The organism is Polaromonas eurypsychrophila, from assembly GCF_014641715.1.
In the GTDB taxonomy this organism is placed as follows: domain Bacteria; phylum Pseudomonadota; class Gammaproteobacteria; order Burkholderiales; family Burkholderiaceae_C; genus Polaromonas; species Polaromonas eurypsychrophila.
In genome coordinates, this window is record NZ_BMIG01000001.1 from 198,784 (window position 1) to 217,308 (window position 18,525).

The 18,525-nt window shown below is 60.5% G+C and carries 14 protein-coding genes; 11 read left to right on the plus strand and 3 right to left on the minus strand.

The genetic code is table 11. The features are described from left to right. Nucleotides 1-431 precede the first annotated feature (431 nt). On the minus strand, nucleotides 432-1,760 hold the full coding sequence (hemL, locus tag IEX16_RS00980) for a glutamate-1-semialdehyde 2,1-aminomutase (RefSeq protein ID WP_188705696.1): 1,329 nt from the start codon (nucleotides 1,758-1,760) through the stop codon (nucleotides 432-434). After that, nucleotides 1,744-2,706 carry a bifunctional hydroxymethylpyrimidine kinase/phosphomethylpyrimidine kinase gene (gene thiD / locus IEX16_RS00985; protein WP_188705698.1) on the minus strand — a complete coding sequence of 321 codons (963 nt, stop codon included), beginning with the start codon at nucleotides 2,704-2,706 and terminating at the stop codon, nucleotides 1,744-1,746. The genes hemL and thiD overlap by 17 nt, the downstream gene beginning before the upstream one ends. Before the next feature lie 81 nt (nucleotides 2,707-2,787). Here thiD and IEX16_RS00990 point away from each other — a divergent pair, with 81 nt between their 5' ends. From IEX16_RS00990 to IEX16_RS01015, 6 genes are all read left to right on the plus strand, one after another. Beyond that, nucleotides 2,788-2,961, plus strand: a complete 174-nt coding sequence (locus tag IEX16_RS00990) for a rubredoxin (protein ID WP_308421315.1) — start codon at nucleotides 2,788-2,790, stop codon at nucleotides 2,959-2,961. 76 nt (nucleotides 2,962-3,037) lie between these two features. Then, on the plus strand, nucleotides 3,038-3,436 hold the full coding sequence (locus tag IEX16_RS00995; RefSeq protein ID WP_188705700.1) for a response regulator: 399 nt from the start codon (nucleotides 3,038-3,040) through the stop codon (nucleotides 3,434-3,436). Then, the gene (locus IEX16_RS01000) at nucleotides 3,436-3,801 is read left to right on the plus strand and encodes a response regulator transcription factor (RefSeq protein ID WP_188705702.1); all 366 of its coding nucleotides are present in this window, start codon (nucleotides 3,436-3,438) and stop codon (nucleotides 3,799-3,801) included. Before IEX16_RS00995 ends, IEX16_RS01000 begins: the two co-directional genes overlap by 1 nt. 23 nt (nucleotides 3,802-3,824) lie before the next feature. Then, entirely contained in the window at nucleotides 3,825-4,355 is a 531-nt protein-coding gene (locus tag IEX16_RS01005) for a chemotaxis protein CheW (RefSeq protein ID WP_188705705.1), read from the plus strand. Nucleotides 4,356-4,387: 32 nt separating this feature from the next. Beyond that, complete coding sequence (locus IEX16_RS01010; RefSeq protein ID WP_188705707.1) at nucleotides 4,388-6,661, plus strand: methyl-accepting chemotaxis protein; 2,274 nt, start codon at nucleotides 4,388-4,390, stop codon at nucleotides 6,659-6,661. A 57-nt stretch (nucleotides 6,662-6,718) separates the two neighbouring features. Beyond that, entirely contained in the window at nucleotides 6,719-12,838 is a 6,120-nt protein-coding gene (locus IEX16_RS01015; protein WP_188705709.1) for a hybrid sensor histidine kinase/response regulator, read from the plus strand. 67 nt (nucleotides 12,839-12,905) lie between these two features. On the opposite strand, the gene IEX16_RS01020 is transcribed toward IEX16_RS01015, so the two are convergent. Then, nucleotides 12,906-14,384, minus strand: coding sequence for a cryptochrome/photolyase family protein (locus IEX16_RS01020; protein ID WP_188705711.1), 1,479 nt, complete (start codon nucleotides 14,382-14,384; stop codon nucleotides 12,906-12,908). 113 nt (nucleotides 14,385-14,497) lie between these two features. On the opposite strand from IEX16_RS01020, the gene IEX16_RS01025 reads away from it, so the two are divergent. The 5 genes from IEX16_RS01025 to IEX16_RS01045 all read left to right on the plus strand — a co-directional run bounded on the left by IEX16_RS01025 (nucleotide 14,498) and on the right by IEX16_RS01045 (nucleotide 18,522). Next, a complete protein-coding gene (locus IEX16_RS01025; protein ID WP_188705713.1) occupies nucleotides 14,498-15,085 on the plus strand; it encodes a YqgE/AlgH family protein in 588 nt (195 codons plus the stop codon). Beyond that, nucleotides 15,082-15,498 carry a Holliday junction resolvase RuvX gene (gene ruvX / locus IEX16_RS01030; protein ID WP_188705715.1) on the plus strand — a complete coding sequence of 139 codons (417 nt, stop codon included), beginning with the start codon at nucleotides 15,082-15,084 and terminating at the stop codon, nucleotides 15,496-15,498. The genes IEX16_RS01025 and ruvX overlap by 4 nt, the downstream gene beginning before the upstream one ends. 64 nt (nucleotides 15,499-15,562) lie before the next feature. Then, nucleotides 15,563-16,075 (plus strand): bifunctional pyr operon transcriptional regulator/uracil phosphoribosyltransferase PyrR, encoded by a 513-nt coding sequence (gene pyrR, locus IEX16_RS01035; protein WP_188705717.1) that lies wholly within the window; start codon nucleotides 15,563-15,565, stop codon nucleotides 16,073-16,075. Nucleotides 16,076-16,115: 40 nt separating this feature from the next. After that, on the plus strand, nucleotides 16,116-17,078 hold the full coding sequence (locus tag IEX16_RS01040; protein WP_188706243.1) for an aspartate carbamoyltransferase catalytic subunit: 963 nt from the start codon (nucleotides 16,116-16,118) through the stop codon (nucleotides 17,076-17,078). A gap of 151 nt (nucleotides 17,079-17,229) precedes the next feature. Continuing rightward, nucleotides 17,230-18,522: a dihydroorotase gene (locus tag IEX16_RS01045; RefSeq protein WP_188705719.1), complete on the plus strand. Its 1,293-nt coding sequence runs from the start codon at nucleotides 17,230-17,232 to the stop codon at nucleotides 18,520-18,522. Nucleotides 18,523-18,525: the final 3 nt, after the last annotated feature.

Below are 18,525 nucleotides of genomic sequence, written 5' to 3' on the forward strand. Positions count from 1 at the left end.
TACTTTTCTTTGCGTCGCCAAAGAAACCTAAGGAAAAGAAAGGCGACCCGATGGTCCGGGTCCCTCCGCTTCGCTGCGGGCAACCTGCGGTGCTCGCCGAAAACGGGGTCGAGCTCGAACTCGCCTTCGGCTCAAACAATCGCTCGCCCTGATCCGTTTTCGGCTGCGCTCCTCGGCCCAGCCCGACGGGTGGGGTAGAGAAAACCAATTCCAGATACCGAATGCAAAACTCCGGAGACGAAGACGCGCAAAGCGCGTCTTCGTCGGGACTTCCCAGAGACTGTCAGTCATGCACGCGAGCGCAGCACACGCGGCCAAATGAAGTCCCCCTCCATCGCCCAGCGGGGCGAGGGAGGGGCTAGGGGTGGGAGTGGGGAGTCGCTACTACTATCCCGGGCAAGACAGGAACGCAGCGTGACGCTTGTAAAAGCTCAGCGGCCCGCAAAAAACTGCGCAGCCGCCTCGACAGTTGCTTCGATGTCTTCCGCCGTGTGCGCCGAACTGACAAAACCCGCTTCATACAAGGCCGGGGCGTAGTACACACCCTTGTCCAGCATGGCATGGAAAAACCGGTTGAAGGCCGGGCTGTCGGTCGTCATGACCGTGGCGTAGTTTTGCGGCAGCTTTTCCATCAGGAAAAAGCCGAACATGCCGCCCTCGCTGTCGCCACAAAAGGGTATGCCCGCCTGTGCGGCGACGCGGGTCAGTCCGCTGACCAGGCTGCGGGTGCGTTCGCCCAGAGCTTCATAAAACCCGGGTTTGGAAATCTCGCGCAACGTGGCCAGGCCACAGGCGGTAGCCACCGGGTTGCCTGACAGCGTGCCGGCCTGGTAAACCGGGCCAAGCGGTGCAAGTTGCTCCATGACGGCGCGGGTGCCGCCGAAAGCGGCCAGTGGCATGCCACCGCCTATGACCTTGCCCAGTACCGTCATGTCGGGCTTGAAGCCGGGAATGCTCCTTGCGTAAACGCTTTGCGCGCCGCCGAGCGCGACGCGGAACCCCGTCATCACTTCATCAAATACCAGCAACACGCCGTGCTGGGTGCAAAGCTCCCGGCAGCGTTTCATGAAAGGCACGCTGGCCCGCACAAAGTTCATGTTGCCGGCAATCGGCTCAATGATCAGGCAGGCTGTGTTGCTGCCGTGCAGGGCGAAGGCTTCTTCGAGCTGTGCGATGTGGTTGTATTCGAGCACCAGTGTGTGCTGCACCACTTCGGGTGGCACGCCGGCGCTGGTCGGGTTGCCGAAGGTGGCCAAGCCGGAGCCGGCCTTGACCAGCAAGGCATCGGCATGGCCGTGGTAGCAGCCCTCGAACTTGATGATCTTGCTGCGGCCGGTGGCGCCGCGCGCGAGGCGGATGGCGCTCATGCTGGCCTCAGTGCCGGAACTGACGAGGCGCAGCATCTCGATGGAGGGCACCAGCTTGACGATTTCTTCGGCCAGCTCGACTTCGCGCTCGGTCGGGGCGCCGTATGAGAAGCCTTCCAGCACCGCTTTCTGAACGGCTTCAACCACGGGGGGATGACCGTGCCCCAGGATCATGGGGCCCCAGGAGCCGATGTAGTCGATATAGCGTTTACCATCGGCATCCCAAAAGTAGGCTCCCTGCGCGCGTTGCACAAAGCGTGGCGTGCCGCCTACGGCCTTGAAGGCGCGCACTGGGGAATTGACGCCGCCGGGAATCAGCGCCCGGGCGCGTTCAAACAGGACGGTATTTCGGGATGTATCTGAGGAAATATTTGAATTAGTGCTTGGTGCCATTGGGGGGTAGGTCAAAGGAGGGCAGAGCGGGGACTGTGTTAGCGCTGGAGGCTTCATCCCCATCGTCATCGTCTTCGATAGGGGTGTCGTCTGTCTGGGCCCAGAACATGCGGTCGGGCACGATATGGCCCATGCCGGGGTGGAAACCGGCGTCCAGGCTGTGATCAAGGTAGGCCAGGGCTTCGCTGGTGGCGGCCTGCAGGTTGTGCCCGTTGGCCAGCAGTGCCGTGACGGCGGCGGTCAGCGTATCGCCAGCCCCGGCAAACACGGCCTCAAAACGCTCGAACTTTTCGCTGTAGAGCACGGCCTGCGGCGTGGCCAGCACGTTGTCAATGAACTGATCGGGCAGGGGGATGCCGGTGACCAGGGTGTAGGGCACACCGAATTCGGCCGCAGCCTTGGCGACATCGCGCGCCGATGGGCTTTTGTCGCCGGCCCAGTCCGGCAGCAGCCAGCGCCACAAGCTGCTGTGGTTGCCTACCAGCACGGTAGTCTGTGGCAGCAACAGTTCGCGAAAGGCGTCGAGATAATTGTCGATGGCCTCTTCGTTCCACCATGACAGGTTGGGCATGTAGGCGATAAGGGGTACATCGGCATAGTCGGATGCAATTTCCGCGATGGCGCTGATGTTTTCCGGGTTGCCGACAAAGCCGACCTTGATGGCGCTGACGGGCATGTCTTCAAGCGCAGTGCGCGCTTGCTCGGTGACGGCCTCTTCGTCGAAGGAGATGTGATCGAAAATCTCGGCGGTGTCGCGCACATAGGCGCCTGTAACGACTGCCAGCGCGTGCGCTCCGGCCGATATGATAGCGCTGATGTCGGCCGTCAAGCCACCCGCACCACTGGGGTCGTTGGCATTAAAAGTCATCACGCAGGCGGGGGCTGTATCGCCGTCCTCTGTTTCCATTTGCGGACTGTTCAGAGGAGGTGGGTTGGGGTTTGCCATAAGCTGGATTTTGACCTGTACGCGAATAAGCAACGCCGCCTCGATACAATTGTTGCATTCTATTCGAAGGCAACTTAAGCTGTGACTCAAACAATGACCTGGATGTGTTTAATCTGTGGGTGGATTTACGACGAAGCGACGGGAGCGCCGGAACACGGTATTGCGGCAGGCACGCCGTGGGCCCAGATTCCAATGAACTGGACCTGTCCCGAATGCGGGGCTAGAAAAGAAGACTTTGAAATGGTTCAAATCTGAATGACCATGTCGGTTGTCTAAACAAGCACGCAGCGGACGACTGTCTGTCGGCTACGTGTCATAAGGAGCACATTCAGTGAGTATTCCCAGTTCAGGGCTCAAGGTGTTGGTCATTGACGACAGCAACACCATTCGGCGCAGCGCAGAGATATTCCTGAAGCAAGGCGGCCACGAGGTGCTGTTGGCTGAAGATGGTTTTGATGCCCTCTCCAAAGTCAACGACTACCTGCCGGATCTGATTTTTTGCGATATTTTGATGCCGCGTCTGGATGGCTATCAGACCTGCGCGATCATCAAGCGCAACCCGAAATTTTCAACCGTACCGATTGTGATGCTGTCCTCAAAAGACGGCGTTTTCGATAAGGCGAGGGGGAGGATGGTCGGTTCTCAAGACTACCTGACCAAGCCGTTTACCAAAGACCAGTTGCTGCAGACCGTGCAGGAGCTGGGTAGTGCAAAACAAGGAGTAGCGTAATGGCAATCAAAAAAATTCTTATCGTGGACGATTCCAAAACGGAACTGATGTTCATGACCGATCTGCTCGGCAAGAACGGTTTTTCGGTGAAAACCGCTGAGAACGCCGAAGATGCATTTCGTCGGCTTGCCGAGGAAAAACCTGACCTGATCCTGATGGACGTGGTGATGCCTGGGCAAAATGGCTTTCAGTTGACGCGCGCCATCACGCGGGATCCCTTGTATGCCGATGTCCCCATCATCATGTGTACCAGCAAAAACCAGGAAACTGACCGTGTCTGGGGCATGCGCCAGGGCGCCAAGGACTACATCACCAAACCGGTGGATGCCGAGGACTTGATGGCGAAAATCAAGGCGCTGGGCTGACGCTTCACCGACATCACTAAAGCATGGCCAACCGACAAGCACTTAGAGAACTGCAAAGCCGCCTGGCCGACAGGCTGCAAGCCGCAAAAACGCAGGGTGTTTCTGCTTCCTGGCTGGCGGTGGAGGCGGGAGGCGACAAATACCTGTTTCCCCTGAACCAGTCTGGGGAAATTTTCCCCTGGGTCAGTGCGCAAAACGTGCCTTATACCCAGACCTGGTTTGCCGGGGTTGCCAATTTGCGTGGTGGTTTGTACGGCATTGTCGATCTGGCAAGTTTTGTCACTGGCAAAATCCCGCCTCCGCGCAATGAAATGGCGCGCACGGAGTCCCGGCTGGTCGCGCTCAACAGTGCGCTTGAGGTCAATTGCGCGCTGCAGATCGACAAGCTGTCCGGCTTGCGTAATCCGGAAGCGTTTACAGACTTCGCCGAAAAGTCGCCCGAAGCGCCGGAATTTTTTGGCCACAGTTATGTTGATGCCAGCGGCGCCACCTGGCAGGAGATCAACCTGCAGTCGCTCGCGCAGCAAGCCCATTTTTTGACCATCAGCGCCTAGCGCTTTCAGTTTTTTCCCCCGGAAGGCTCATCATGTCTGTCATTGAAAATATCCAGAAGCTATTCAAAACAAAGCCCGCTGCATCCCAGGACAGCATGGATGATGTTTCGCTCGACATGTCGGTCGATCCGCTCGCGACGAGTGCCATGAATTCGCCGAGCGTTATGGCTGCAGCGCAGCAGGGAGAAGACAGCACCGGGCCTGAAAGCCAGAACGACGACGACAGGTCCGAAGACGGCGAGTTGTTGTCGCTCCCGGTTTTGGGTCGCCGGCGTATGGGCGCGCACCAGCAGGTGTTGGTGGTGTTGTTGGGTTTTGCGGTGATCGTGCTGGGTGCTGTGACTTTTGTTGCGCTGAATCAGGCGGATCAGGTGGCGCAACAGGTGGCCGCCACCGGGCAGTCGCTAATGCAGTCGCAGCGTCTTGCCAAGTCGGTTTCGCAGGCCCTGGTGGGCAGTGCGCAGGCTTTCCCGGATGTGAAGGAAAGCTCCGATGTGCTGGCCAAAACCGTTCGCGGCCTGAAAGCCGGTGAAACGTCACTGCGTCTTGAGCCTGTTTCTCCCGAATTGCAGCCCGATGTAGATACCGTGACGCCGCTCATGGAGCGCGCTGAAAAGAACGCGTCAACGGTGATGAGTCAGCAAGCGATTTTGACCCAGGTGGGTAACGCGTTGCGCACCATCAACCGGCAGTCGTCAGACCTGCTGGAAATTGCCGAAACCGTTTCTTCTCTCAAGCTTCAGCAGAATGCGGCTCCCGCAGAAATCTCTGCGGCCGGCCAGCTAGTGATGTTGACGCAGCGTATTGGTAAATCAGCCAATGAATTCCTTACCATGGAAGGCGTGAGCCCCGAGGCTGTTTTCCTGCTCGGTAAGGACTTGAACTCGTTCAAGGAGATCGCCCAGGGCCTGCAGGAAGGCAGCCCCGAGTTGCGTTTGACGGGCTCCAAGGACCCGCAGACACGCGAGCGGCTTGAGGCCTTGATGGCGCTGTATGAGCAGACGCGGGTGCAGGCCGGTGCCATCCTGGGCAACTTGCAGGGGCTGGTCTCCGCGCGCGAGGCGCAGGCGTCGATTATTTCTGACAGCGAGCCCTTGCGCCGCGGATTGGAAGACATCCAGGGCAAGCTGTCATCGCAGACCGGCCTGGGTGTTGGCGCCCTGACTACGCTGGCAGTGGCGGCGGCATTTGCGTTGCTATGCGCGGCGGGCCTGGCCCGTTTGCAGGTGCTGGACAGCCGGCAGCGTCAAGGTGTTGCCGAGGGTCAACGGCTGGAAGCCAAGGGCCAGGAGCAGGACGCCAAACGTGTCAATGACGCCAACCAGGCAGCCATTTTGCGATTGATGAATGAGTTGCAGACAGTGGCCGAGGGTGATTTGACCCAGGAGGCGACAGTGACCGAAGACATTACCGGCGCCATTGCTGACTCGGTGAACTACACGGTGGAAGAGTTGCGACAGCTGGTTGGTAACGTGCAAAACACGGCGACCCGGGTGGCACAAACCACAGCGCAGGTGGAAAGTACCTCGACCGAGCTGCTGGCAGCTTCAACCGAGCAATTGCGCGAAATTCGTGAAACCGGCCAATCGGTGCTTGACATGGCGACCCGAATCAACCAGGTGTCCACCCAGGCTCAGGAATCCTCCCAGGTGGCGCGTCAGTCACTGACCGCTGCCGAATCCGGATTGCAGGCGGTGCAGAACGCGATCGGCGGTATGAACTCGATCCGAGACCAGATTCAGGAAACCTCAAAACGGATCAAACGTCTGGGTGAATCTTCCCAGGAGATTGGTGAAATTACCGAACTGATTTCAGACATTACCGAGCAGACCAATGTGCTCGCGCTCAATGCCGCCATTCAGGCCGCGTCTGCTGGTGAAGCTGGGCGAGGCTTTTCGGTGGTGGCCGAGGAGGTGCAGCGTCTGGCCGAGCGTTCGGCAGATGCGACGCGCCAGATTTCTGCGCTGGTGAAGGCGATTCAGACCGACACCCAGGATGCGGTTGCCGCCATGGAACGCTCCACGCAGGGTGTGGTCGAAGGGGCCAAGCTGTCCGACAGCGCGGGTACCGCACTGACTGAAATTGACCAGGTGTCGCGCCGGCTGGCTGACCTGATTGAGCAGATTTCCAGTTCCGCATCCCGCGAAGCCGAATCGGCCAACGTCGTGGCCGGCAACATCCAGCACATTTTTGCAGTGACCGAGCAGACCGGAGAGGGTACACGTTCGACGGCACAGCAGGTGCGTGATCTGTCGCGCATGGCGGAAGAGTTGCGGCAGTCTGTGTCGCGATTCAAGATTGCTTGATGGCAGGTTGCATCGTCCTTGTCCGTGAACTCCGATTTATGAACCGGCCTGCCATTTATGCAATCGAACGCCCTGAACTCAACAGCCGCTGAACTTGATTTGGCTGTCAATGACCTGGGCCCACTGGCCTGGGTATTGGACGAACTGCGGAAGTCGCTGGATGGCTCTGCCAAGGCCCTAAAGCGCTTTGTGCGGGATGCAGAATTGGCGCGGGGTTCTGACCTTGCCGCGCTGGATGCCAGCCAGTTGCGTATTGCGCGTCAGCAGTTGCATCAGGCCGTGGGTGCGCTTGAGATGGTGGGTTTGGGCGCGCCCGCGCTGGTGTTGCGTGCCATGGAAGCGGCAGTGCAACGATTTATCCAGCGTCCCGAGCAATGCAGCCAGGACGCAGCTGCCAAAGTTGAGCTCGCAAGTTTTGCCTTGTCGGAATATCTCGAAGGTGTCCTGGCCGACAGACCGGTGTCCGCCGTCTCCCTGTTTCCGCAGTACCGTGATGTACAAGGCTTGGTAGGGGCTGATCGCATCCATCCCGCTGATCTCTGGCTATTCGAATTGCGCTGGATTGAGCCGGTCACGGATTTGTCAATCAACGCGCGGGCTTACGACGAAGCGTCCAGACAGTTGCTGGATCAGCTGATCCTGAAAATCATGCGCACCGGTGACGCGCAGGCGGCGCAAAGCTTCAGGGATATGTGCCTGGGTTTTGCCAAGGCGCAGCCGGGCGGCGAGCCCCGCGTGTTCTGGAAAATCGCGGCTGGTTATTTTGAGGCTTTGTCGCATGGCCTCCTGCGTGTCGATATTTACGTCAAGCGCGCGGCTTCGCGGATCCTGTTGCAATACGCGTCGTTTGCCAAAGGCAGTACCAACGCTTCGGACCGGCTGGTACAGGATTTGTTATTTTTCTGCTCGCAGGCGGTCGCCAACCCTGCCAGCGGTGCTCCGGTGCTGTCGGCGGTCCGTGCGAGTTATGGACTGGACCGTTTCAAGCCGGTGGACTATGAGGCGGTGCAATTTGGCCGCTTTGACCCGGCGTTGTTGGCGCAAGCCCGCAAGCGCATTGTCTCGGCCAAGGAAACCTGGTCATCACTGAGCGCCGGTGAACTTGGCAAGTTCAAAACGCTGGCCGACCAATTCAGTCTGGTAACGGATTCGCTGGTCAAGCTGCATCCTCCCAGCGAGCCGCTCGCGCTGGCGCTGACGCGTGTGATCGAGACGACGGTACGCTCCGGGCAGGCGCCGCCCATCGAGCTGGCTCTTGAAGCGGCGACAGCCGTTCTGTACCTGGAAGCGGCCTTTGATGACCTCGATCCCAATGACCCGCAATTGACTGTCCGGACAGCCCGATTGGCGGAGCGGCTCGAAGGTGTGCGTAGCGGCGGCAAAGCTCAGCCACTTGAGCCCTGGATGGAAGAGCTTTATCGCCACGTCAGCGACAAACAGACCATGGGCAGTGTGGTGGGCGAGTTGCGCATCTCTCTGAGCGAACTCGAAAAATCGCTGGACCTGTTTTTCCGGAATCCGCAGGAGAAAGCTGTTCTGGTGGCGGTGCCTGGGCAGTTATCGCAGATGCGGGGTGTGTTGTCGGTTCTGGGGCTCGATCAGGCCTCTCACGCCGTGCTGCGCATGCGCGACAGCGTGGAACAGATGCTGGTGACTGAAGTTGATGAGCAACTGGCCCGTTCGGCAGGGACGTTTGACCAGTTGGGTAACAACCTGGGCGCCCTGAGCTTCCTGATTGATATGCTCAATTACCAACCTGCGTTGGCCAAAAAACTTTTTGTTTACGATGAAGTTAAAGGCGAACTCAAACCATTGATGGGGCGCAGCCAAGCACCGCCTGATGCGGCCGCAGCGACGGCGCACAGCGAACTTTCTCAGGAAGTGCTGTCCGTTGTACAGGATGCGGAGGCAGGAATTTCGGCGGCAAATCTGAGCGTCAAGCTTGATGTTCTTGCGACCCATGCGGCATTGGCGGATCAGCCGGGCTTGGCACAAACCGCGCGAGACGCTGCGATGGCCGTTGCCGGAAATACCCAGGCCGCTTCCGGTTCATTGACCGATTTGGTGGCGGCCACTGCGCAGGCGGCCATGCCCTTTGCTGCGCCAGTCAGTGAGGAAAATTTTGAAGAAGACGACTTGCGCGATATTTTTCTGGAGGAAGCACGCGAGGTTGCCGGGCAAGCGCAAGGCGCTATTTCGGCTCTGAACAACCAACCCGGGGATATTGGCGAACTGACGATACTGCGCCGCGCCTTTCACACACTCAAGGGCAGTTCCCGCATGGTCGGGCTTAACGAGTTTGGCGAGGCGGCTTGGTCGATGGAGCAGCTACTTAATGGCTGGCTTGCTGAGCAAAAATCGTCGAACGACTCGTTTCAGGCCTTGTGCGTTCAGGCCATGGATGGATTTGTTGTCTGGATCGACGATATCGCAGCCAACCGCGATGCTCAATGGAAATCTGGGCCGTTTCGCGCGAGCGCCGATGCCATGCGAACGGAAGGGCATTTCAACGCCATCGTAATGCCGGAGCGAACTGGATCCGATGCGGATCTTTCACGGCCCGGCCCCGATATGCCGGTGGCTCAAGCACCATCCGATTTTGACTTCGACTTCTCGTTGAATGACCTGTCCCCCGTCGCCCCTGCTGCCATGCCGTCGGAGCAGCCGCTGGCCGATATCCAGGGCATTGACTTCGACAGTTTGTCAGCCTTGTCGGGACTGGGCGTCGATGCACCGGCTGCGGGACCGGCGTCCGCTGCGAGCATGTTCGAACTGGATCTTGGCCAAGCCTCAGCCCCGACGCTGGCGACGGAGGCCAATTCGCTTGAACTATCGACGACTGATTTTGACGCCCATTTCCTAAATTCCACAAGTTCGCAACCCGATCCCCTTCCAGTGACCAATGCCTTGCCCGAGGCGTCGCAAGTTCAGGTGGACGATGTTTTTGATTTTGTTCCCGAGATGGTGGTTGAGCCGGCGCCCATCGTTGCGTCATCAGAACTGGACATTGAATTCGAAATTCCTGCGCCTTTGGACGACCTGGCCGAGCCCTTGTCCCTGGACTTGAGCGGGGACGAGCAGATCAAGGTGATCGGCTCGCTGCGCATTGGCATCCCGCTTTACAACGTGTATCTGAATGAGGCCGATGAATGGTCCCGCCGCCTGGTGACTGAAGTCACGGAATGGACGATGGAGCGGGGGCAGTCCATTGGTGATTCGGCCCTGGCGCTCACCCATTCACTGGCGGGCAGTTCCTCCACGGTGGGCTTTGACGCGCTCTCCGAAATGGCGCGCGCGCTCGAGCATGCGCTTCAGCAGTCGCAAATTCAGCAGGGACATGGCGGTAACAGGCACGATCAATTGTTCATTGATGCCGCTGAAGACATTCGGCGTCTGTTGCACCAGTTTGCGGCCGGTTTCCTCAAGCAGTCGGACCCGCGAATCCTTCAAGCCCTTCGCGAAATCGATTTTTCAGACCCTGTCAGCGACCCGGCGCCGGTTGCCGCCAGCCTGGCTGTCCGGTCTGGCGGACACCCCACTCAGCCTGTGGTCCAATCCGTGGCGTCGATCGCGTCAGCACCGCCATCAACTGTGCCGGTAGCACCTGCCGCCAGATTCGTTATCAAGGCAGTGACAAGTGCGCCCGTTTTCGTGTCTGCAGCGCCTCCAGAACCAACGTCTTTCGAGGTCGTTCTTCCATCTTCGCCTTCACCGCCACCGCCACCTGCTTTCGCTCCGGTGGTCGCTGTCGCGCAGTCTTTCGTTCCTGCCATTTTCAATGAAGACCTGGACGATGAGTTCGACGCGGTTGACGCGATTGATCCCGACCTGTTTCCGATTTTTGAGGAAGAAGGTGCTGAGCTGATGCCGCAACTGGGCGCGGCCTTGCGGCAGTGGTCCGCTCGTCCCGATAATCTGGGCGCACGAAATGAGGTCTTGCGCGCCTTGCATACCCTCAAGGGCAGTGCCAGGCTGGCAGGGGCGATGCGCCTGGGGGAGATGTCCCACCGCATCGAGTCGGACATTGAGCATATGGGCTCCGACGCCGCTGCTTCGCAGAACTTTGACACCTTGCTGGCGACGTTTGATGCCATGCAGGCGAACTTTGAGGCCTTGCGACATCCCGGCACGTCCGAAACATTTGAACCGCTGCAGCCTTTGTTGCAGCCGGCCGCAGGCGATGGTCCTGAAGCGCTGGAAAACGCGCAGGGCACAGCCCTGGCGCCGGCCGGTGGCCGCAAGGTCATGATGTCCATGGCCCAGGCGACGGCCCTGCAACCTTTGCGTCCGTCTGCTTCTGGGTCCATCCGCGTGCGTTCTCAACTGCTGGACCGCATGGTCAACCAGGCCGGCGAGGTCATGATCACACGCTCCCGTCTGGAGGCTGAGCTCAACCAGTTGCGCGGCTCGCTCAATGATTTGAGTGGCAACTTGAATCGCTTGCGTTCGCAATTGCGCGACGTGGAACTGCACTCCGAAACCCAGATGCAGTCGCGCTTGCAGCAGGCCAAGGAAGCGCAGCTTGGATTTGACCCGCTGGAGTTCGACCGTTTCACCCGCGTGCAGGAACTGACACGCATGATGGCCGAGTCTGTCAATGACGTAGCAACCGTGCAGCGCACGCTGCAGCGCACTGTTGAAGCGACCGAGGACGATTTGATTGCCCAGGCGCGTCAGACGCGGGAGTTGCAGCGCGACTTGCTGCGCACCCGCATGGTGGAGTTCGAGGGCATTTCTGAGCGCTTGTACCGCGTGGTTCGGCAGGCTTCGAAGGAAACCGGCAAGCAAGTGCGTCTGGATCTGCAAGGTGGCACCATTGAGATGGACCGCGGCATGCTGGACCGCATGACGCCGGCGTTTGAACATTTGCTGCGCAATTGCGTGGCCCACGGCATTGAGGACCCTGGGGCCCGCACCGGCACCGGCAAGGATGCTTCCGGCCTGATCACCGTGAGCGTGCAGCAATCAGGCAACGACGTGTCTGTCGAGTTCCGTGACGATGGCGCCGGGCTGAATCTGCAGCGCATTCGCGAAAAGGCCCAGGCGTCCGGTCTGATTGCACCGGGACAGCAAATCGACGACGACGAAGCCGCCAACATGATTTTCATGCCCGGCTTTACCACCGCCACGCAAGTCACCGAGCTCGCCGGACGTGGCATTGGCATGGACGTGGTCCGCTCCGAGGTCAATGCTCTGGGCGGCAGGATTGAAACCACCACGGTGGCGGGCAAGGGCACCAACTTCAAGCTGGTCCTTCCGCTGACCACTGCTGTGACGCAGGTGGTGATGCTGCGCGCGGGCGGCTCTTCGGTGGGTGTGCCTGCCAATGTGGTTGAAACCGTGCGCCGGATTTCCGCCAAGGATCTGCAGCAGGCCTATAACAGTGGCGTGCTGGACGTTGCCGGCGAGAGCGTTCCGTTCTTCTGGTCAGGTGCCCTGCTGCAGGCCTCGCGTCGCAGCAGCGAGCCGCAGGGCAAAACCGCGTCGGTTGTCATTTTCCGCAGCGCGGCCCAGCGGATCGCCTTGCACGTCGACGAAGTGTTGGGCAACCAAGAGGTTGTGGTGAAGAACCTCGGACCTCAGCTTTCGCGTCTGCCTGGTTTGGCGGGCATGTCAGTGCTGGCTTCAGGTGCGGTTGTGCTGATCTACAACCCGGTGGCGCTGGCCACCGTGTATGGACAGCAGGCGCGAGGCTGGAGCTCCGACAGTGCCGAGCCGCACATGCTGGAGCAGTCTGCGGACGGTGACGTGGGCGGTACACGCCTGGCCGTAGCCTCGCCCATGCCGGTGGCGCCGCAGATCCCGCTTATTCTGGTGGTGGACGATTCCATCACGGTGAGGCGCGTAACCCAGCGCTTGCTGCAGCGCGAGGGGTATCGCGTTTCCATGGCGGCCGATGGCCTGCAGGCGCTGGAGCGGCTGCAGGAAGAACGGCCTACGGTGGTGCTGTCGGACATTGAGATGCCGCGCATGGACGGCTTCGACTTGGCACGCAACATTCGCGGTGACGTGCGCCTGAGCAGCCTGCCCATCATCATGATCACGTCGCGGATTGCCGAGAAGCACCGCGAACATGCCAAAGAGCTGGGCGTCGATCACTACCTCGGCAAGCCTTACGCTGAAGACGAGTTGCTCAGCCTGATTCGCCACTATTGCAGCACCGAGCTTGCAGCTTGAAATAAAAAATAGCTCCAACCCATAGCTGGTATGGGCTAGCAGCTATAAAAAATATAGCGACATGGGCTTAGGTAGACTTTTTCACGGGTGCATATCGCAACAGCGTCAAGGCCCTGGCCTCATCGTGCTTCACGACCGGAAGCGGGTAGTTCCTGCCGAGTTCAATACCGGCGGCAGCCAGTTCGACGGGGCGTGCCAGCCAAGGGCTGTGTAGCGAGGCTCCGGTGAGTCCGGCCAGTTGCGGCAGGTATTTTCGGATGAATTTGCCGCCGGCATCAAACTTTTCGCTTTGCGTTACCGGGTTGAAGATCCGGAAATAGGGCTGTGCGTCACAGCCGCTGCTGGACGCCCACTGCCAGCCGCCGTTGTTGGCTGACAGATCAAAATCGTTGAGGTGCCTGGCGAAATAGGCCTCGCCCCAGCGCCAGTCGATGCCCAGGTCCTTGATCAGAAAACACGCGGTGACCATGCGCAGCCGGTTGTGCATGTAACCGGTCTGGTTGATTTGTGCCATCGCGGCGTCAACCAGCGGGTAGCCGGTACGCCCTTCACACCAGGCCTGGAAAAGTGCGTGGGCGTGCGGCCCCTGCTCCCACTGGATGGCGTCGTACTCCGGCTTGAAAGAGGCCGTGGCCACACGCGGGAAGTTGCTCAGGATCTGCGCGTAAAAGTCGCGCCAGATCAGCTCGCTAAGCCAGACCGCGGCGCCCTCGCTGCCGCCTTGCTGCATGCGCAAGGCGGTCGCCGCGAGCTCGCGGATGGATATCGTGCCGAAGCGCAGATGCACACCCAGGTAACTCGGCCCTTTGACGGCCGGGAAATTCCGGGTGGCGTGGTATTGGTCCATGCGGGATACAAACTCGTCAAACAGCAGCCTGCCGCCGGCGCTACCGGCTGGAATTTTCAGTGCCGCAAGATTGGTCGACTCAAACCCGAAGGCAGCCAACTCCGGCACGGCTGCACGCCAGGCCGCAGGAACCGGCGCCAGCGCCGCGCTGTGATTTTCCACCGGATAGGCGCGCAGGTAAAACGCATCCACTTTTTTAAGCCAGGCGTTTTTATAGGGTGTGAACACGCTGTAGGGCTTGCCGGTCTGCGTCAGCACTTCCTGGCGTTCAAAAATCACATGGTCTTTGAAGCTATGAAAAGCCATGCCAGACGCCGCCAGGGCCTCGACGACCTGCTGGTCCCGCGCCAGCGACTGGGGCTCATCGTCATGGTTGGCAAAGACGGCGTTAATGGAAAGCGCCCGGGCCAGTTCCGGCAGGGCTTGGCCAGCCCGGCCGTGCAGCGTGACCAGACCGGCCTCGGCGATGCCATGGTGACTCGCCAGTTGCTGTAACTGCCCGGCAAGGTCGACCAGCGACTCACGGATGAATTCGATGCGGCGGTCGGCACGGGGCAGGGCGTCGAGAATGTCGCTGTCCAGCACGAACACGCAGAAGATTTGGCGACATGCCTTCAACGCGTGGTACAGCGCTGCGTTGTCCTGGCAGCGCAGGTCCCGGCGGAACCACATCAGGCCAGTGTCGTATTGTTTGCTCATGTTCGGAGGCTTTACCTTGTTGTATGGCGAAGTTTGCAGGCCAGCCGCTGGCGTTCCAGTGCTGCAGGCCGATATTTCTGCCGGTTAAAGCACCCTGCGCGTAAAATCACGGCATGGCCATGGATTCTGCACCGATCAATCTTACCCACCACTTCCTGATTGCCATGCCCGGTCTGGACGACGAGGCTTTCGCCAAAAGTGTGATCTATATGTGCGAACACAGCGACCGTGGCGCGCTGGGGCTGGTGATCAACAAGCCCAGCGACATCAACCTGAAAAATCTGTTCGACAAGGTCGCCTTGCCTCTGCGGCGCGCTGATTTGACCGAATCCCCGGTCTTCCAGGGCGGCCCGGTGCAGACCGAGCGCGGCTTTGTGCTTCATGAATGCATGCTTGCGGGCAGCGAGTCGGTGTACGCCTCAACCATGACCATTCCGGGCGGATTGGAGATGACCACCTCCCGCGATGTGCTGGAAGCGCTGTCCACTGGCGCCGGACCGCGCAAGGTGTTTGTCTCGCTGGGATATTCCTCCTGGGGCGAGGGTCAGCTGGAGTCCGAAATTTCCGAAAACAGCTGGCTGACCGTTGAAGCCGACCTGTCGCTGATTTTCGATACCCCGGTCGAGCAGCGTTATGACCAGGCCTTGCTGCTGCTGGGTCTGCAGAGCTGGATGCTGTCGCCCGAGGCCGGCCACGCATGAGTACATTGGCCTCGCCTGTCATGGCTGCCAATCTGCAAACATTTCTCGCTTTCGATTTTGGCCTCAAGCGCACCGGCGTGGCGACCGGTAACCGGCTCACGGGCACCGCCACGCCGCAAGGTAGCATTGCCGTCGAAGGGGATGCCCGTTTTGCGGCCATCGCCCTGAAAATAAAGGAGTGGCAGCCCGATGCCCTGGTGATCGGCATCCCTTTCCACCCTGACGGCGCCAGCCATGACAACACTGCACGGGCCTTGAAGTTTGCCCGCCAGTTGCGGGGCCGCTTCGGCTTGCAGGTGTTTGAGGTAGATGAACGCTACAGCACCACGGAAGCCCTGTCCCAGGGCGCCAACGATGCCGATGCGGCGTCTGCCTGCATAATTCTCGAGCAGTTTTTAAGGAGTTTTTCATGAGCAGTGCAGAACCGTTTAAAACGGCGAAAGCCCTCTCGGGCGGTAGCGAAGCGTGGGGGCCGACATGAGCAGTCTGACACTGGACGCCGAGGCCCTGTACCGCGAAGTGCTTCGCGCCATGCAGCAGCTTCTGGCTACGTATGACCGTGTGCCCCGCCTGGTCGGGGTGGCGTCTGGCGGCGTCTGGCTGGCCGAGCGTTTGCGCACCGACCTGGCACTGGCGGACGAGGCCGGCAGCTTGTCGTCGGCGATGCACCGCGACGATTTTGCGCGGCGTGGCCTTTCGGCGAGCGGCCAGACCGTGTTGCCCTTCGATGTAAACGGCGCCGACCTGATCGTGCTCGACGATGTGCTGTGCACCGGGCGAACCATACGCGCGGTGCTCAACGAGTTGTTCGACTACGGCCGGCCGGCCAGTGTCAAGCTGGTGGTGCTGGTGGACCGTGGCGGGCGCGAGTTGCCGATTCAGGCCGACTTTGCAGCAGCGCGCGTGGCCTTGCCGGCAGCGCAATCGCTGGCCCTGGTGCGCAGCGACGATGGCCAGTTCAGTTTCCAGGTGCAAGGAGCGACCCCATGAACCCCTTCACTGGCGGTCTGGCCGCATGCAAGGCCTGACCATGCTCTACCGACGAAATCCCCAGCTCAATAAAAACGGTGAACTGATCCACCTGTTGTCGATCGAGGGCCTGCCCAAGTCCACGCTGACGCAAATCCTGGACACTGCCGCCAGCTTTGTGAGTGTCAGCGACCGCGAGGTCAAGAAGGTGCCCCTGCTGCGCGGAAAAAGTGTTTTCAACCTGTTTTTTGAAAACTCCACCCGAACCCGCACCACCTTCGAGATCGCAGCTACGCGGCTGTCGGCCGACGTGATAAACCTCGACATCGCGCGCTCCTCCGCATCCAAGGGAGAGTCCCTGCTCGACACCATTTCCAACCTGAGTGCAATGGCGGCCGACCTGTTCGTAGTGCGCCACAGCGAATCGGGTGCGCCCTACCTGATCGCGCAGCATGTGGCGCCGCACGTGCATGTGATCAATGCCGGCGACGGCCGCCACGCACATCCCACCCAGGGCTTGCTGGACATGTACACCATTCGCCACTACAAGAAGGACTTCAGCAAGCTGACAGTGGCCATCGTCGGTGACGTGCTGCATTCCCGCGTCGCGCGCTCCGACATCCATGCACTGACGACGCTGGGTTGTCCCGAGGTGCGTGTTGTGGGACCCAAGACCCTTGTGCCCGCCGACATGGCCCAGATGGGTGTGCGGGTCTGCCACACTCTGGAAGAGGGCATCCGGGACGCCGACGTCATCATCATGCTCAGGCTGCAGAACGAACGCATGTCCGGGGCTTTGCTGCCCAGCAGCCAGGAGTTCTTCAAGAGCTTCGGGCTGACCAACGAGAAACTGCAACTGGCCAAACCGGATGCCATCGTCATGCACCCCGGCCCGATCAACCGCGGTGTCGAGATCGATTCTGCCGTGGTCGATGGCGCGCAAAGCGTGATCCTGCCGCAGGTCACCTTCGGCATCGCCGTGCGCATGGCGGTCATGAGCATCGTTGCCGGGAATGAAGCATGAACAAGAGCCCCCACGGTCGCTCACTGCGTTTAGCTCCCTGTCCCCCTGGGGGGCCGCTGCGCCTGCGGCCCGGCAAAGCCGGTTCCGCAGCCCCTGCTGGTTTGAGATCAATGTTTCGATTTGTCGAGCAAGATAACCATCCTGTAATGCCATGAAGATACTGATAAAAAACGGCCGGGTGATTGACCCGGCATCGGGCCATGACGCGGTGGGTGATGTGGCGATCGCCGCTGGGCGCATCGTCTCGCTCAAGGGCACACCCGCAGATTTCGCACCGAACAAAACCATTGATGCCGCCGGTTGCATTGTGGCGCCGGGCCTGATCGACTTGGCGGCGCGTTTGCGCGAACCGGGCTACGAGCATGAAGGCATGCTTGAAAGCGAACTCGCCGCGGCGGTGGCCGGCGGCGTGACCAGTTTGGTTTGTCCGCCTGACACCGACCCGGTGCTTGATGAACCCGGCCTGGTCGAGATGCTCAAATTCCGTGCAGAAAAGTTGCACCAGTCGCGCGTGTTTCCGCTGGGCGCTTTGACGCGGGCGCTCAAAGGTGAGGCCCTGACGGAAATGGTGGAACTGACCGAATCGGGCTGTGTCGGTTTCAGTCAGGCTGATGTGCCGCTGGCCAACACCCAGGTGCTGCTGCGTGCGCTGCAATACGCCGCCAGCTTCGACTACACCGTCTGGCTGCGGCCGCAGGACAGCTGGCTGGGCGGCGGCGTGGCCGCCAGCGGCGCACTCGCGACGCGGCTGGGCCTGAGCGGGGTGCCGGTGGCGGCTGAAACGATTGCGCTGCACACCTTGTTTGAACTGATGCGTGCGACCGGCGCACGTGTGCACATTTGCCGCATCAGCAGCGCCGCAGGTGTTGCCCTGCTGGCCCGCGCCAAGGCTGAAGGCCTGGCGGTGACGGCCGATGTCAGCATCAACAGCCTGCACCTGACCGATACCGACATCGGTTACTTTGACAGCCGCATGCGCCTGAACCCGCCTCTGCGCCAGCAGCGCGATCGCGATGCACTACGTCAGGGACTGCTGGACGGCACCATCGATGCGCTGGTGTCGGACCACACCCCAGTGGAGGCCGACGCGAAAACATTGCCTTTTGCCGAGGCCGAACCGGGCGCGACCGGGCTGGAACTTCTGCTGGGCCTGGCCTGCAAGTGGAGCCAGGACAGCGGCGCCGGTCTGCCCCGCGCGCTGGCGGTTCTCACCAGTGAGCCGGCTCGCGTGCTCGGCAGCGCGCTGGGCACGCTGCAGGCCAGTGTGGGTCAACTCGCCGCTGGCGGCGTCGCCGACATCTGTGTGTTTGACGCCCAGTCCGAATGGACGATCCAGCCCGACGCGCTGCGCAGCCAGGGCAAACACACGCCGTTTTCAGGCTACCAGTTGCCGGCCCGAGTGCGCTGGACGCTGGTGGGCGGCCAAATCGCCTACGAGGCCTGAACG

Coding starts and splice junctions, on each gene's coding strand:
- hemL (WP_188705696.1), bottom strand. CDS start 1,760: ATGGCACCAAGCACTAATTCAAATATTTCCTCAGATACATCCCGAAAT.
- thiD (WP_188705698.1), bottom strand. CDS start 2,706: ATGGCAAACCCCAACCCACCTCCTCTGAACAGTCCGCAAATGGAAACA.
- IEX16_RS01000 (WP_188705702.1), top strand. CDS start 3,436: ATGGCAATCAAAAAAATTCTTATCGTGGACGATTCCAAAACGGAACTG.
- IEX16_RS01005 (WP_188705705.1), top strand. CDS start 3,825: ATGGCCAACCGACAAGCACTTAGAGAACTGCAAAGCCGCCTGGCCGAC.
- IEX16_RS01010 (WP_188705707.1), top strand. CDS start 4,388: ATGTCTGTCATTGAAAATATCCAGAAGCTATTCAAAACAAAGCCCGCT.
- IEX16_RS01015 (WP_188705709.1), top strand. CDS start 6,719: ATGCAATCGAACGCCCTGAACTCAACAGCCGCTGAACTTGATTTGGCT.
- IEX16_RS01020 (WP_188705711.1), bottom strand. CDS start 14,384: ATGAGCAAACAATACGACACTGGCCTGATGTGGTTCCGCCGGGACCTG.
- IEX16_RS01025 (WP_188705713.1), top strand. CDS start 14,498: ATGGCCATGGATTCTGCACCGATCAATCTTACCCACCACTTCCTGATT.
- ruvX (WP_188705715.1), top strand. CDS start 15,082: ATGAGTACATTGGCCTCGCCTGTCATGGCTGCCAATCTGCAAACATTT.
- pyrR (WP_188705717.1), top strand. CDS start 15,563: ATGAGCAGTCTGACACTGGACGCCGAGGCCCTGTACCGCGAAGTGCTT.
- IEX16_RS01040 (WP_188706243.1), top strand. CDS start 16,116: ATGCTCTACCGACGAAATCCCCAGCTCAATAAAAACGGTGAACTGATC.
- IEX16_RS01045 (WP_188705719.1), top strand. CDS start 17,230: ATGAAGATACTGATAAAAAACGGCCGGGTGATTGACCCGGCATCGGGC.